Source organism: Peptidiphaga gingivicola, from assembly GCF_001652275.1.
GTDB lineage: Bacteria > Actinomycetota > Actinomycetes > Actinomycetales > Actinomycetaceae > Peptidiphaga > Peptidiphaga gingivicola.
This window is the reverse complement of sequence record NZ_LVZK01000001.1, coordinates 1454148-1469542: the sequence shown is the minus strand read 5'-3', so window position 1 is coordinate 1469542 and position 15395 is coordinate 1454148. Positions and strand designations below refer to the sequence as shown.

7 protein-coding genes are annotated in these 15395 nt (G+C 68.1%); 1 reads left to right on the top strand and 6 read right to left on the bottom strand.

Translation table 11 applies throughout. The features are described from left to right. Positions 1 to 6: 6 nt before the first annotated feature. From A4H34_RS06060 to A4H34_RS06045, 4 genes are all read right to left on the bottom strand, one after another. Entirely contained in the window at positions 7 to 804 is a 798-nt protein-coding gene (locus tag A4H34_RS06060; protein WP_009199035.1) for an exodeoxyribonuclease III, read from the bottom strand. Then, the gene (locus A4H34_RS06055; RefSeq protein WP_009199036.1) at positions 795 to 1718 is read right to left on the bottom strand and encodes a bifunctional methylenetetrahydrofolate dehydrogenase/methenyltetrahydrofolate cyclohydrolase; all 924 of its coding nucleotides are present in this window, start codon (positions 1716 to 1718) and stop codon (positions 795 to 797) included. Before A4H34_RS06055 ends, A4H34_RS06060 begins: the two co-directional genes overlap by 10 nt. Next, positions 1715 to 3022 (bottom strand): serine hydroxymethyltransferase, encoded by a 1308-nt coding sequence (gene glyA / locus A4H34_RS06050; protein WP_009199037.1) that lies wholly within the window; start codon positions 3020 to 3022, stop codon positions 1715 to 1717. Before glyA ends, A4H34_RS06055 begins: the two co-directional genes overlap by 4 nt. Before the next feature lie 90 nt (positions 3023 to 3112). Next, positions 3113 to 3805 (bottom strand): LURP-one-related/scramblase family protein, encoded by a 693-nt coding sequence (locus tag A4H34_RS06045; protein ID WP_064231386.1) that lies wholly within the window; start codon positions 3803 to 3805, stop codon positions 3113 to 3115. 357 nt (positions 3806 to 4162) lie between these two features. Here A4H34_RS06045 and A4H34_RS06040 point away from each other — a divergent pair, with 357 nt between their 5' ends. Then, complete coding sequence (locus tag A4H34_RS06040) at positions 4163 to 5359, top strand: alpha/beta hydrolase (RefSeq protein ID WP_064231385.1); 1197 nt, start codon at positions 4163 to 4165, stop codon at positions 5357 to 5359. Positions 5360 to 5813: 454 nt separating this feature from the next. Here the strand turns inward: A4H34_RS06040 and acpS are convergent, their stop codons facing one another. Together acpS and A4H34_RS06030 are read right to left on the bottom strand one after the other, a co-directional pair. Beyond that, positions 5814 to 6266 carry a holo-ACP synthase AcpS gene (gene acpS / locus A4H34_RS06035; protein ID WP_064231384.1) on the bottom strand — a complete coding sequence of 151 codons (453 nt, stop codon included), beginning with the start codon at positions 6264 to 6266 and terminating at the stop codon, positions 5814 to 5816. Positions 6267 to 6539: 273 nt separating this feature from the next. Further along, positions 6540 to 15386 (bottom strand): type I polyketide synthase, encoded by an 8847-nt coding sequence (locus A4H34_RS06030; protein WP_064231383.1) that lies wholly within the window; start codon positions 15384 to 15386, stop codon positions 6540 to 6542. Positions 15387 to 15395 lie beyond the last annotated feature (9 nt).

Sequence of the window (15395 nt, the reverse complement as noted above, 5' to 3'; positions counted from 1 at the left end):
CAAGCCTCACAGCGTGTAATCCACGATCAGGGGCGCGTGGTCGGAGAACCTCGCGTCGTAGGAGGGCGCCCTGTCGATCCGGTACGCGTCGGCCTTTTCCGCGAGAGACGGGCTGGCCAGATGGTAGTCGATGCGCCACCCCGTGTTGTTGTCGAAGGCCTTCCCCCTTTGCGACCACCAAGTGTAGGGCCCCTGGCTGTCCGGGTCGAGGCGCCTTTGGACGTCGGCGAGGCCCATCTGACCGAACCACCGGTCGAGGTAGGCGATCTCCTCGTCCAGCACGCCCGAGGTCCGATTGTGGTTGGATTTCCAATTCGTGATGTCGAGGGGCGTGTGCACGATGTTGAAATCGCCCGCGACGAGGAAACGCCCCCCGCCTTCGCTCAGTTCCGCCAGTCGTTTTTCGACCAGGTCGAGATGGGCGTATTTGGCGTCCATCTTCTCCTTGCTCGAGGAGTCGCCGGAATGGAGGTAGGCGGAGACGACGCGCAGGCCGAGCTCCGGCAGTTCGACTTCGAGCCACCTTCCGGTGTCGACCGGCGGCTGGTCGTCGCCGACCCCGCGCACGACGGCGCCGGTTTCGATCCCTTCGCGCACCGCGACCGCGACGCCTGCGCGCCCCTTGATCTCGCAGGGCCAGGGAATCGTTTTGTATCCCTCCCCGACGAGCGGCGCCACGAGCTCTTCGGGCGCCCGCACTTCCTGGAGGAGCAGCACGTCGGCCTTCGCGGACGCGATCCACTCCCCCATGCCTTTGCGGGCCGCGGCGCGGATTCCGTTGACGTTGCACGTTGCTATGCGCATGGCTTCCTTTCGGCGATGTCCACGACGTTGGCCAGAAGCATCGCCCGGGTCATGGGCCCGACCCCGCCGGGGTTGGGCGAGAGCCATGCGGCGACCTCGGCCACGTCCGGGTGGACGTCGCCGACGATGCGGGCCTTCCCGGTTTCGGGGTCGACGATCCGCGAGACTCCGACGTCCACGACCGCGGCGCCGGGCTTGATCCATTCGGGCGTGACGAGGCGGGCCACGCCTGCCGCCGCGACGACGACGTCGGCGCGGCGGACGATTTCCTCCACGTTTGCGGTGCCGGTGTGGCAGTTGACGACGGTTGCGTCGATGCCGCGCCGTGTCAGCAGCAAACCGATCGAGCGGCCAACGGTGACCCCGCGGCCGACGACCGCGACGTTCTTCCCCCGCAGCGACACCCCGTGGCGGCTCAGCAGCTCGAGGATTCCCGCGGGCGTGCAGGGAAGGGGCGAACGAATTTCGCCGCCGACCGACAAGACCAGCCTTCCCAGGTTCGTCGGGTGGAGGCCGTCTGCGTCCTTGTTCGGATCGATGCGTTCGAGGACGGCGTTCTGATCGACTCCCCGCGGAAGCGGCAGCTGGACGATGTAGGCGGTGCACGCCGGGTCGGCGTTGAGCCGCTCGACGGCGGCGACGATCTCCTCTTGCGAAGCCGACGCGGGCAGATCCTCGCGGATCGACTCGATGCCTACCTCCGCGCAGTCGCGATGCTTGCCCGCCACGTAGGACACCGATCCGGGGTCCTCGCCCACGAGCACCGTGCCGAGCCCGGGTGCCTTCCCCTCGGCTCGCAGCGCCTTGACGCGCTCGGCGAGCTCGGCCTTGATCGCGGCCGCGGTCGCTTTGCCGTCCAGCTTGCGCGCGGCCGGCGACCCGCCCTGCCCCGCCTCGGGGACGCCGCCCGTCATTTGCGCACCTGCTCGAGCCCCTCGTACAGCGGGAATTCGTCGGTGAGCCTCTTGACGCGCCCGCGCAGCGCCTCGACGTCGGCGCCCCTCCCGGCGACGAGCGCCGCGGCGAGGATGTCGGCGACCTCCTCGAACTGGGCGGCCCCGAAGCCCCTGGTGGCGAGCGCCGGCGTGCCGATGCGCAGCCCCGATGTGACGGCGGCCGGGCGGGGGTCCCACGGCACGGCGTTTCGATTGACGGTGATGCCGACGTCGTCGAGGAGGTCCTCGGCCTGCTGGCCGTCCATGTCCGAATTCCGCAGGTCGACGAGAACCAGGTGGACGTCGGTTCCGCCGGTGACGAGGCCGACTCCCGCCGCGGCGACGTCCGGCGCGTTCAGCCTTTCCGCGAGGATCTTCGCCCCCTCGACGGTGCGGGCCTGCCTGTCTTTGAACGCCTCGGTTGCGGCGATGCGCAAGGCGACGGCCTTGGCTGCGACGACGTGCATGAGCGGGCCGCCCTGCTGCCCGGGAAAGACGGCGGAGTTGAGCTTTTTGGCGTAGGCCGAAGAGTCGCGGGAGAGAATCATTCCCGAGCGGGGGCCTCCGAGGGTCTTGTGGATTGTCGTCGTCACGACGTCGGAATGCCCGACGGGGTTCGGGTGCAGCCCGGCCGCGACCAACCCGGCGAAATGGGCCATGTCGGTCCACAGGAAGGCGCCGACCTCGTCGGCTATCTGCCGGAAGGCCTCGAAGTCGAGCTGGCGCGGGTAGGCGGACCATCCGGCGATGATCATCTTCGGCCGGACGGCGAGCGCCTGCTCGCGAACCATGTCCATGTCGATGCGATGCGTCTCGGGATTGAGCCCGTAGGCGGCGATGTCGTAGTTCTTGCCGGAGAAGTTGATCTTCATCCCGTGGGTGAGGTGCCCGCCGTGGGCGAGCTGGAGCCCCATGACCGTGTCGCCGTGAGACAGAAGGGCGTGGTAGACCGCCGCGTTGGCTTGCGCGCCGGAATGCGGCTGGACGTTGGCGTATTCGGCGTCAAACAGGCTCTTCGCCCGTTCAATCGCGAGCGTTTCGACCTTGTCGACCTCTTCGCACCCGCCGTAGTACCTCCTGCCGGGGTACCCTTCGGCGTACTTGTTGGTCAGCACCGAGCCTTGAGCTTCCAGCACGGCTCGCGGCACGAAGTTCTCGGACGCGATCATTTCGAGCGTCCCGCGCTGCCTGGCCAATTCCGCCTCGAGCACGGCGGCCACCTCGGGATCGACGGCGGAGGCCGACTGGTCGAAATCCCTCACTTTTCCTCCTTCTTTCGGCATCCCTTCAAGGCTACCGGATGCCTCCGACACAATCAGCAAAGACGTGGGCGCCAGCCCGCCCTCAGGCGTCGATCGGCTCAAACGCCGACATCAGTCGCGCAAAAACTGCCGCGTAAGAAAACGCGAAAGAACAGAGGAAGAGAAGAAGGCGCTCCTAATTCTCCGCGTCAAATCAAACGCCAACGCCGCCGTCATGATCAGCGCCTGCCATTCCGAGGAGACGTCAGGGGAAAACTCCAAGGCAATGCGGACGCCTTTGCGCGTGCGAAGGTCCCCGGCGGCGATTTTGGCCTTCGACTCGAGGGAGACGACCTCGAACCGGCGCAGGCCCTTCATGCGAAGCTCCATCGGCTTGCCTTCGGTCGGGACGATGACGATTTTCCCGATAAACGTCGTTCTGATTCTCACCTCCGCCAAGGGCGAGCCGTCTGGGCCGACAACCGCGTAAAGCGTGCGGACCCCTCGAGGCTTCAACGTCTTCCGGGTGATTCGTGCTCGAAGGCCGATGCGGGGACCTCCTATGTCGAAGTCGCGAAAGGCCCTGAAGAAGCGCGGAGCTTTCCTTTCCGCCTCAACTATTGCGCCCATTTCGTCTCCATTTTCGTCCTCAATGGCGAAATCGTTGGAGGAGAAGGACTTTTTCCTTCGCATGACGACCACTTTGCCCCGCGCACCCGGCGTGCCTTCCGCCCCCGGGACGGGCGTTCTCTGCGCGAGGGGCCTTTCATCTGCCCGGATTTCTCCGTCTGCGTGACGTTCAATGTTGCGTTCTTCGTTATTCATGTGCGTTCTCCGCCATCCATTAGTCGTTCTGTCATTTCCTGGACTTTACCCAGGCTTTCATCATATCCCCCGGGAGACGCGGTCCTTTGGGAAGCGTTCCCCTGCCGCAAGGAAAACACCTCGATCAATTTTCAAGAGCGCTTTAATCAACTCTCAAGAGCTCTTCGCTTGCTCCATCCTCGCCTGCGTCATATCAATGCCCTTTCACCGCAGACTTTTCTCGAGAACTTGCCTCAACCTTTCCTCGGGGATACGAGGGCGGTCCGCGGGCCTGCGCACAGGATTCGTCCAGACTAAGACTGTTTAATCGACTGCACTGCATTCTTTCGACTCGGCAATGGGAACACGATGAAATACATGTCGACACGGCCGGGCTCCCGGCTCGCCGCCCCTCTTCTGTGCGCCGCGCTCGCGGCCTCTCCCGCCCTCGCCGGGTGCGCCGGGGAGTTTTCTCCCGGCGGCGGGGCGTCGAGCGGCGTTGCCTCAGGCACAGGAAAATCGGGCGGAGCGGGCAAAGAGACGCCGATCGCGCTGCGCCCGTCGCCGGCGCCGGCCGGATACGCCAAGGCGGCGCAAAGCGATTCGACGGCGGCCCCGGCGACGTCGAGCGCGTCGGACGCGCCCGGGCCCTCGGCGTCGGCTTCTTCGACGTCGGCTCCGTCCTCCTTCAAGCCCTTCCATTTCACCGAGATACCGAGTTCCTATCGGAGCGAGGCTTCGAAGGCCGGGCGGCTGGAGACGATCGAGTATCGCACTTCCGACCCCGAAAAGCCGGGAACGACGATCACGAAGAAGGCCGTCGTCTACCTTCCTTACGGGTACCGCGACAATTCGTCCCAGCGCTACAACATCCTGTACCTCATGCACGGTTCGCAGGGGAACGAGCGCACATGGCTGGGAACGCAGTCCAAACCGACCACGGCCAAGAACATCCTCGACCACATGATCGCTGACAAGCGCATCTCCCCGACGATCGTGGCGATGCCGACCATACGCCGGGGAAGCGACCGATTCTCCTCGACTTTCCCCGCTTTCCCGACAGAGCTGACGAAGGACCTCATGCCCGCCGTAGAGGGCAAATACCGCACGCACGCGACTAGCACGACCCCCGAGGCCTTCGCCGCCTCCCGGGAGCATCGCGCGTTTGGCGGATTCTCCCTGGGCGGAGGCGCCACATGGTCGGTTTTTCGCAGCAATCTGAAGTATTTCGAGTACTTCCTTCCCATCAGCGGGATTTACAGGGGCAGCGTCTTTTCGCGGAACTACGATCCCAGTCAGGGGGTTGAGGACCTCGCGAACGTCGCTCAAAAATCCGGCGCCGGCAGGAAGGGCTACTTCATTTTCGCTGCGACGGGGACCGATGACAGCGTCATGCCTTACATGACCAAAATGGTGGACAGGATGCTCGAGGAGAGAAAGGCCTTCGACTATACGGACACGAGTTTCGCCAACGGGAATCTCACTCTTCTCGTCGTGAACGGAAAAGGCCACAACTACACGTCCGCCCACACGTACCTGTACAACGCCCTGCCGTATTTCTTCCGAGCGGCGTGAGACTTCCTTCTCTTGCCGAGTGTGAGACTGCTTGTCTCCGCTCGGCCCGGAACTTTCTCCCGCTCAAAGTGGGACTTCTTTCCTCCGCTCGGCCCGGAACTCCGTTTCTTCCACTGAAGGGCGCGAGACGGCGTTCTTTTGCCGCCGACGACGCCGCGCCCGGGTGAGTCTGCAACGCCGCGCCCGGGCAAGACGGCGATGAGTGATTTAAAGTTAACTCAGCGCTTTAAAATTAATCTTCTGTTTTAAAACTAATTCGCTGCTTTAAAACTAATCTTCTGTTCCAAATCCATCCAAATTAAAACCATTCAGATCTTTTAAATTTAACTCATTAGGGCGCAGGGCAGTTTCAAGGCTTTCACTAGGTCCGTTTACGGCTTCCAGCGGTCCGTTTATGGCTTTCAGCGGTCCGTCGGTCGACGGTGCGTTTTTCGATCCGCTCCGGATCGCCTTTTCAATCCGGGATTGTTCTTTTCATTCCGGGGCCGGCCCCTGCTGCGCCGTCAGCCGCGGCCTCGGATTCGAGGACGACGATGGCCTGGGCCACCGGGCCGTCGTGGCTGAGCGAGACGTGGATGCGGGCCTGGCCCACCGAATTGGCGAAAGCCTCTGCCACATCGGCATGCAGCGCAAGCCCTGGCCGATGCCAGGCGTCTGTGACCACCTCGATCTCGTGCCACGCGACCTCTCCGAGAACCGGCGGCCGGCCCTTGAGCGCGGCGCTCCAGGCCTTGATGAACGCCTCCTTCGCTCCCCACCGCGCCGCCAAACGCTCGGCGACGTTGACTCCAGCCGCCTCTCGGCGTTCCCGCGCCGTGAACGCCCGCCCGAACGCCGTTCCGGGCAGTTCCAGCTGCTCGCGGAAAGCTGCGACGTCGACGACGTCCAGCCCGACACCGAGAATCATCGGGTCCTCTCCCCCGCCATCGGCATGGGCTCTCCTTCATCCGTCATGCGCCAAAATGCGCATCCGTCATGAGCCGAAATGCGTATACGGCGAAGACGCAGGCCGCCCTGCGCGCCGATGTCGACGCCGAGGAGCCGATGTCGACGCCGAGGAAACGCTGGAGCGGCGAGCGCATAGACGACGCCCGCCGCCGCGGCCGCCGAAGCGGCAAACCGAGGCTGCTGCCGACCCCCGATTCCGGGGGCCGGCAGCAGCCTCGTCGTCGCTCAGCCGTCATTCCTCGCCGTCGGCCTTGACCCGCGGGTAGAAGCCGTCGGCGCCGAGGCGGGCGTCGGGATTGAGCAGCATTGCGGACTCGTCCTCGTGGATGTCGCCGGCAAAGCGCCTGTCCTTGATGCCCTCGAAGAGCTCTGCCTTGCCGAGCATAGCCTTCTCCAGGCGAACCGCGCCCGCGTGTGTGCGCCCGTCGGCGCGCCTGCGCCACTCGTCGGCGGCCTCGTCTCCGTGCGCGCGCGCCACGGCCGCCTCGAAGGCGTCCGGAGAAGCCAGCGCGATGAAGGCCGAGACGTGGCCGAAGCCAAGCGAGGTGATGAGGCCCGCCTTGACGCCCTCGTGCTGGAACGGCGAGCGCAGCCACACGAGGTAGGGGTCTTCCTCGAAAACGGGGTCGAGGCAGTCGAGCGCCTTGTTTCCGGGGATCAGCCCGCTGGCGAGGATCTGCGTCAGTCCGGCGAGCTGGAACAGCGCGGCGCCGCCCTTCGCGTGGCCCGTCAGCGACTTTTGCGACACGACGTAAAGCGGGTTGCCCTCGGTGCGCCCGATGGCCTTTGCCAGCCGCACGTGCAGCTCGGCCTCGTTCGGGTCGTTCGCGTTGGTCGAGGTGTCGTGCTTGGAGACCACCGAGACGTCGTCCGGGGTGATCCCCAGGGCGGCCAGGCTCTTGACGAAGCGCGCGTTCTTGCCTCCGCGGCCGACGGCCAGCGCGCCGAGCCCCGGCGCGGGGATCGACGTGTGGGCGCCGTCGGCGAAGGACTGCGCGTGGGCCACGACGGCCAGAACGGGCAGGCCCGTCTCCAACGCGAAGTCGCCGCGGGCGAGCAGCACGGTTCCGCCGCCCTGCGCCTCGACGAAGCCTCCCCTGCGCAGATCGCCCGCGCGAGAGTAGAAGCGCTCGTCGATGCCCTGGCGGGCCATGGCCGCCGAGTCCGCCGTCGCCGTCATGTCGCCGAACCCGGTGATCGACTCCAATCCGATGTCGTCGATTCCGCCGGCCACCACGAAGGTCGCCTTGCCGCAGGCGATCTTGTCGACCCCCTCCTCGACGGAGACGGCCGCGGTGGCGCACGCGCCGACCGGGTGGATCATCGACCCGTAGCCGCCCACGTAGGACTGCATCGTGTGCGCGGCGATGACGTTGCCGAGGGTCTCCTGCAGGAGGTCCTGCGGGCGCGAGCGGCCCGTGAACCTGTCGAGGTAGAACTGCCGCATCGAGGACATTCCGCCGAATCCCGTGCCCTGGGTGGAGGCCACCTCGTTCGGGTGGACGCTGCGCAGCAGCTCTCCGGGGGTCAACCCGGCTCCGATGAAGGCGTCGACCGTGGTCATGAGGTTCCAGATGGCCATGCGGTCGGAGGACTCGATCATCGATGCGGGAATCCCCCAGTGCGCGGGGTCGAAGCCGTCGGGGAACTGGCCGCCGACGGTGCGGCTGAGGGTCGCCCTTCGCGGAACGTAGGTCAGCGCCCCGGCCTTGCGGGTCACGGTCCATTCGTCGTCGACCAGCGCGGCAGACGTATTCTCGGGGTCCGCCTCGACAAGGGCGTTTGCGGCGGCCTCGTCGGCGACGGTGAAGGTCACGTCGGAATCCAGGCGCACCTCCTCGATGTCAATGGACCCGAGGTTTACGAGCGGACCGTCGTCGACGAAGGAGCGGACGCCACAGCGGGCCACGACTTCGTCTCGATAGCGCTCGTAGATCTCCTCTTCGGGTACGACGCTTCCCGAAGCGTCGTACCAACCCGGTTTGGGCGTGTCGTGCCATTCGAGCAGGCCCATCATCCAGGCCAGCTCGAGGACGCCCGCCGCGGTCATGTCGACCTCGCCAGTGCCCTGGATTCCCAGCTCGGCGGCGAGGCGGGTGCGCGAGGAGCCCCACGGCCCGGCTTCGCCGACGCCGACGACGACCACGAGGTCTTCCGGCCTGGCGGAGCCGCCCGCGAAGGCCTCGCGCCCCGGGGTGCGCCCGCTCGCGACCCCTGCGGGCGTGGCGAGCGCTCCGATCGTGGCCGGGCCCTCGGCCTCCTCGGGCGCGCTCGGAAGCTTGAGTCCCTTGGCGAGCTTTCGCAGATTGACCTTGTCCATCCCGCCGGTCAGGTCGACGACCATCGGGGCGCAGGCAGCCGCCTCCAAGGACTCCTCGGTGCACAGATCGAGCAGCCTCTCGGCAATCTCTTCCGTGTTCCACACGCGGACCCCCGCGGCTTCGACCGCGGCGACGAGCGGGTCGTTGTGGCCCATGAGGTTCGTGCCCTTGACCCAGCCGATGAGGGCGTGGGCGATCGACGTCCTGGCGCCCCACGGCTCGTTGGCCCACTTGTTGGCGACGGCGTCGAGAGCCGCCTTGACCTCGCCGTATGCGCCGTCGCCGCCGAAGGTTCCCCGGTTGGGCGATCCGGGCAGGACCACGTGAAGGCGGTGGCCGACGTGCGTGTCGGCGCCGATGCGGGAAAGGCCGCCGATCAGCCGCTCGACTCCCCACAGGAGCACGCGGGCCTGGTTTTCGGCCGCAGCCCCGGCGTCGTCGAGCGTGCCGCGGACGGGAGGCGCGGCGAACGGGAAGAGGATGTCGGGAACGAACGCCGGCTTAAGCACCTTGGTCGCCGCGCCGAGCGTCACCCGCTGCTCGGCGCCGATCCATTCGACGAGGGCGTCGATGTCGCGCAGCGAACCGAGGTTGGCTGGGACGATCCACAGTTCGGCGTCGCCGCGGGCGCTGCGCCGATAAAGTTCAGCGGCCCAGTTGAGGCGCCCGGAGTCCAGTCGCGAAGTCGTGACGACGACGGTCGCACCGCCCGCCAAGAGCCTGCCTGCGACGGACGCCGCGATCGACCTCGGCGAGGCGCCGGTGACGACGGCGACCTTTCCGCTGAACTGGCCCGGGTCGGAGCTTTCTGCAGCCGCGGCGATCGCGAGGAGGCGCTCGGCGCGCTCGGGGCGGCGCTCGGCATGCCATCGGGCCTGCTTCGCCACTTCCTCGCCGGTCGATTCGAAGTTCCCTTCGACCTCCTGCCCCGCGGCGATCCGCGCGACGTCCTCGCGGGCGCTCGCCCAGCGGTCGCACAGGCGGACGGCCCGGTCGGGGGTGAACGCGGGGGCGACGAACTTCTCCCAGCCGTCCCCGAGCTCGGCGGACACGGCGGCCCGCAGCGCGAGGTCGTCTGCATTGTCGCCGCCCGCCTGCTGCGCGGGCGGCTCCTTGCCCAGGCGGGCGAGAAGCTCGCGGGCGGTCGCCGCCAGGGCGTCGGTCATCTGCCCCGTGATCTCTTCGAGGGCGGCCGAATCGACCATCGTCCCCGATCCGCCGCCCGAGCTGGCCTTTGACACGGCGATTCCGCGGGCGGCGGCCACCTGGGCGACAGCCTCGTCGATCGTCGCGTCGAACTTCTTCGACGGCTTTATCGTGGCGAGTTCGCCTCCCCGCAGCGATTTTCCTTCGCGGGAGCCGAGCACGACGGCAGTGGCGACGTGCGTCGCCCACCCCTCGCCCAGGCCCCACGCCGAGGCGAGGTATTCGGAGACGCGCTGCGGTTTGGCGCCGGCGGCGCCGGCTATCTGGCGGAGTCGGCCGGAAATGGCCTCGCTCAACACCGCTCCGAACGGCTTGTATCCGTGGGCGCCGGCCAAAACCCCGGCTCGGAGCTTGGACATGGGCGCCTCGGCGGCGCCGTCCATCGACGACAGGCCGAACTCCGCCGTCAGGTCCATGAGCACCTGGTTGCGCTTCGAAGAGACGCCGTTCGTCAACGTCTCGACGGTGTCGGCGTCGACGATCTGCTCGGGCCGCAGCTTCGCGTGGACGGCGAGTAGCGCGTCCAACGCGTCGGCCGCGGTAAAGGGAAGGTCCTCGACGGGCCCCGCCGCGGCAGCAGGCGCAGGAGCGGCAGGCGCGGCCGGCGCTTCCTGCGCGGGCGCATTCTGCTCGGGAGCCGCCTGAGGCTGAGAATCGGCGGGCGCCGCTGCCTTTCCGGCGTCGGCGGACGATTCAGCCGCCTGCGGCTCGCCGGCCTCTTCAACCGGGGCCGCGGCCACGTCTTCGCGCCTGACGCGCTGAGAATCCCTCGCGACGTTCATGACAGCAACGTCCGCGCCCGCCTGGGCGACGGTCCGCGCCCCGATGTTGGCGAGGGTCGGCGCGGTGGCGAGGCCAACCTCGACCCATTCGCGCACGCCCTCCTCCAAGAGCACGTTCTGCGTATCAATCCACTGCACGGGCGAGGCGAACTGCCACGCGAGAAGCTCAATGAGCAGCGTGCGGATGACGCGGTAGCGGTCGCGCTCGAGCAGGCCGTCGAAGTCCTCGACAAGCTCGGCCACCATCGTCGACGGGGCGACGTCGAGGATGAGCCTCGCGAACTCCTCCGTCAGCTCGAAGGGCTTGGCCACGAGGTTGGGTATGTAGCGGCCCACGAGGGCGTCGGCCTCGATCTTCTCGGGCAGCAGGTCTTCCAGAAGCTCGCGGAAGTCGTCCACCCCGTTGCGCAGGACGCGCGAGTGGAAGGGCACGTCAATGCCGGGAACGAGGATGAACGATCGCTTGCCGCCCGCGGCCTCGGCCCGGGCGTTCGCGTCGCGCTCCAGGGCCTTAAGGCCCGCGACGGTTCCGGCCACGGCGTACTGCTGGCCCTCGATGTTGAGGTTGACGACCTCAAGGAACTCGCCCGTCTCCTCGGAGATCGATTCGACGTAGCCGACGACGTCGCTCACCCCGAACTGGCTGGGGCGAAGCGCCCCCATGCGGTAGTTTGAGCGGCCCTGCGCGTCGCGCGGAACGAGATTGTGCATCGTCGAGCCGCGCTGGAAGACGATCTCAAGGAGGGCCTCCAGCGGGAAGACCCGCCCGTACGAAGAAAGCGCCGTGTACTCGCCCAGCGAATGCCCGGCGAACATCGCCCCTTCCACGAGCGCGCCCTCGGCCGCGAGCCTTTCGGTCTGGGCCGCCGCGACGGTGGCCAGCGCCACCTGGGTGAACTGGGTGAGGTTGAGCAGGCCCTCGGGATGGTGGTAGCGCACGCCGCCCGCGACGAGTTCGCGCGGATTGTCGCGAACCAGAGCGAGGATCGAGAAGCCGAGCTTCTCGCGGGTGTGCTTGTCGGCGCGCTCCCATACAGCCCGCGCCGCGGCCGACTCGTTGCGCTCGTCCAGAGCCATCCCCTGGGACTGCACACCCTGCCCGGGATACAGGTAGGCGGTGCTCGGGGCGGCCACGGCCGCCGTCGCAGTGGCCACCAGAACCCCGTCGACGGTGCACGAGACCTCGAGGGCCAAGCCTCCGCCGCGAATGCGTCCGACGCGTTCGACGCGCACGTCGACGACGTCGCCCAGCGCGACCATTCCGAACATCCTGTACGTCCACCCCAGAATCCTCGTTCCCGCGATCTTCTGGGTCGCGTACTCCGCGGCCGCGCACAGCCACATGCCGTGGACGATCGGCTCGTCGAGCCCGGCGAGCTTCGCCCCCCTGCGCGACGTGTGGATGGGATTGTAGTCGCCCGAGACGATGGCGAAGGCGGTCATGTCCGTCGGCGCGGAGACCTTGGCTGAGCCGAGTACGGAGCGCGGCGTGTCGACGACGTCGCCGACCCCCGCCCGCGGCTCGGGATCCTCAAGCTGCTCCTCGCCCACGCGGCCGCGCAGGGCGAAACGGTCGGCGAAGAAGGCGACCTCTCGGCCGTCGCCGTCCACGACCCGGGTGTCGACGCCGATGACTCTGCCCGCGGCGGTGTCGGCGACGCCGGTCACGTGCGAGGTCGCAGTCAGCGTCCCCGCCAGCTCGTCGAGGGAGGCCGCGATTCGCTCGGAGTGATCGAGGTGGACTGTCGATAGAAGTCCTTCTATGACGGGGTATCCGTCGCGGACAGTCGAGCCGATCGCGCCGTATATCGCCGGCCAGCACGAGCCGAACAGGGCGCTCGGCACGGCCCCTGCGTCGACCGCCTCAGGGGGCTCGCACACGAGTGCGTGGGCGGCGGCCGCGTCGCGGCCGAAGTCGAAGGAGAAAGCCTCGCCGTCGCCGGGAAGGGACTCGATGGGGGTTCCGCCCGCCGTCGTCGAGCCCACGCCGGCCGTCGCCTCCAGCAGGCCGCGCATGGCTGCGGAGAGCCGGGAGTCGTCCACGAGCGGGTAGGCGCCGGAGGCCGCGCCTTCGGGCGCCACGAGCGGAATGCGGATGTCGCGGACGCGATGGGTCGGCGAGCCGGTGCCGTCCCACACGGAGTCGAAAGGCACGAGGACCTCCCATCCGCCGGCGGCCGGGCCCTCGGCCTCATGGAGGCTCGCTCCCTCGATGAGGGCAGGGTTGGGCACGAGGCTCCCCCGCCACACGACGTAGCGGGCGGACCGGAAGTATTCGTCCTCGGTCGCGGCGATCCTGCTGAAGGCGCTCTCGCCCTCGCCCAGGCGGGCAGCCGCGACCTGCTCGTACTTGGCGAGGATGTCGGCGGCGGGCGCGTTTGCCTCGGTGATGGCCCCCACGGAGATCGGGCCCGGGATGATCCGCACCGCGTCCGCCGCATATCGCGGATCGTGGGACTGCCACAGGTTGTCCGACCCCCATCTACGGACGATCTCCGCGTCGATGACCGGGACGAAGGGAACCGGCTTGGGGTATTTGCGCGAGAGTTCGACGAAGAAGGCGGCGTCCGTCGGCGTCACGAGGACGGATTCGGCCGCCGGGTGCGCGGCCGCGAGGGCCTCCACGGCGCGCTCGGGGTCCTCGGCGCCATCGGCGAACAGGGTCTCGATCTGGCCGTGGTCGGCCTCGCTCAGGCGGGCCTCCGCGCGCTGAAGCAGTTCGACGAAGCGCTTTTCCATGGACTCGTCCACCCAAGGCCAGGCAAGCTCAACGTAGCGCTCGAGCATCTGGCGGTAGGTCATCTCTTCGACGTCGCCGAAGTACGGCTTGGCCGTCTTGTCGATCGCCTCGATGATCTCCTCGCGGCGCGATTCAACCTCCTCGGCGGGGATCTCCGCCAGAAGCTTCGAGGCTGCTGCGCTCGCGTTGGCGACCTCGTAGAGGTCCGCGTGCAGCTGGGACAGCCCGGAGGTCATTCCCCCGCGGACCTCGCCCCTGCGCACCCAGCCCTCGGTGATGCCGGGCGTCGCCACGAGCAGGTCCTTGACCGCGGGGCTCGTGGCAGCCTCGGCGGAGGCCATGAGCGCGGTTCCGACGAACACGCCGTCGACGGGCATCGGCGGGCGCCCGTGGGCGACGGACCACGAGCCGTCGAGGTAGTCGGCGGCGCGCTCGGGGTCGCCGAGGCCGCCTCCCGCGCACACGACGACGCCGGCCTCACGCAGCTGCGCATACGTTGGAAGCAGCAGCTCGGGAAGCGACTCCCACGAGTGGTGGCCGCCGGCCTGCCCGTCCTCGACCATGGCGATGAGCGGCAGATCCGCGCCCTTCTCGTTCAGCTCGCGGGCGATCTGCACGACCTGGCGGATCTGCGCCACCGTGCCGGGCTTGAAGGCCACATAGGGGAATCCCTCGGATCGCAGGCGCTCGACCAGCTCGACCGCCTCGTCAAGCTCGGGGACGCCTGCGGAGACGACGACGCCGTCGAGCGGCGCCCCGGCCGAGCGCTTCTTCGACACCGCGCGGCGGGAACCGAAGTGCAGGCCCCACAGGTACGGGTCGAGGAACATGGCGTTGAACTGGGCCGTGCGGCCGAGTTCGAGGAGCTCGCCGAGCCGGTCGAGGTGGTCGGAGAGGATCTCCTCGGTGACCTGCCCGCCGCCGGCCATCTCCGCCCAATGTCCGGCGTTGGCCGCGGCGGCGACGATCTCCGGCTCGACGGTCGTCGGCGTCATTCCGCCCACGAGGATCGGCGAACGGCCCGTCAGCCGCGTGAATGCGGTTTCGACGACCTTCCTCCCGTCGATGACGCGGGCGGCCGGGGCGAAGACGGACCAATCCTGGGAGGCCGTCTCGCGAGGGGTTCCCTGGGCAAGCGCGTCGCGCGAGTCGGCCGTGCCCGCTTCGATGTAGTGCACGCCGGTCCCCGCGAAGTTCTCCGCGGCCAGGCGCGCCAGGCCGGTTCCCGGGCCAAGGTCGACGACGGTCGCCCCCGCGGGCACCTTTTCGCGGAGCTCCGCAACCCAGTCGAGGCTTTCAGTGAGCACGGCGCGGGCCAGGTCGGCGGCGTCGGGAAGCGAGACGCCGCAGGCGCGAACCCACTGGAGCACCTGCTCCACGGCCGGTGCGAGCACCGGATTGTGGAAGGGGGCGGCGACGTCGAGGTACTCCCCCTCGACCTTGAGCGCCTTCAAAGCCGCCTCGAGGGCCTTGGGCGCGCCGGAGAGCACCTCGGACGTGGCGGAGTTCTTGATCGCCAGGGCGACGTCGCCGGGAAGTTCGACGTCGGCCAGGTTCTCTCCTTTGACGGAGACCATGGGTGTGTGTTCGCCGCGGCGGCTCGCCCCGGCGAGAAGCGTCTCGCGGGTGGCGGCGGCGCCGATGAGGCGCGCGAGCGCGAGGACCTGCGCGTGGTCGTCGCGCAGCATGGCCGCGCCGAGGACGCCTTGGGAATGGCCGACGGCCGCGACGGGCTCCGGCAGGGCCTCCCGAACGTCGAGGTAGGCCCCGTATTGGGCCAGGAGGATTCCGGGAACGGTGGCCCCCGCGTTCTCGGGGGCCTCAAGCGGCGCCCCCAGAAGATCCATGGGGCCCGTGACCGTCAGCAGCTCGGGGGCCACGGGGGCGAGGATCTTTTCCGCGGCGTCGCGGATGGCGCCCAACTTCGCCGCGATCGCGGGATCCGACGCAAGCTCCGCCAGCTCCGTCCGCCAGGGCGTCGATTGCCCGGCGAATTGAGCGATCCAAGCGGAAGGGGTGTAGGAGTTCATTGATTGGCC

Excerpts from the sequence above, each read along its gene's own strand:
- A4H34_RS06060 (WP_009199035.1), bottom strand. The coding sequence starts at position 804 with ATGCGCATAGCAACGTGCAACGTCAACGGAATCCGCGCCGCGGCCCGC.
- A4H34_RS06055 (WP_009199036.1), bottom strand. The coding sequence starts at position 1,718 with ATGACGGGCGGCGTCCCCGAGGCGGGGCAGGGCGGGTCGCCGGCCGCG.
- glyA (WP_009199037.1), bottom strand. The coding sequence starts at position 3,022 with ATGCCGAAAGAAGGAGGAAAAGTGAGGGATTTCGACCAGTCGGCCTCC.
- A4H34_RS06045 (WP_064231386.1), bottom strand. The coding sequence starts at position 3,805 with ATGAATAACGAAGAACGCAACATTGAACGTCACGCAGACGGAGAAATC.
- A4H34_RS06040 (WP_064231385.1), top strand. The coding sequence starts at position 4,163 with ATGTCGACACGGCCGGGCTCCCGGCTCGCCGCCCCTCTTCTGTGCGCC.
- acpS (WP_064231384.1), bottom strand. The coding sequence starts at position 6,266 with ATGATTCTCGGTGTCGGGCTGGACGTCGTCGACGTCGCAGCTTTCCGC.
- A4H34_RS06030 (WP_064231383.1), bottom strand. The coding sequence starts at position 15,386 with ATGAACTCCTACACCCCTTCCGCTTGGATCGCTCAATTCGCCGGGCAA.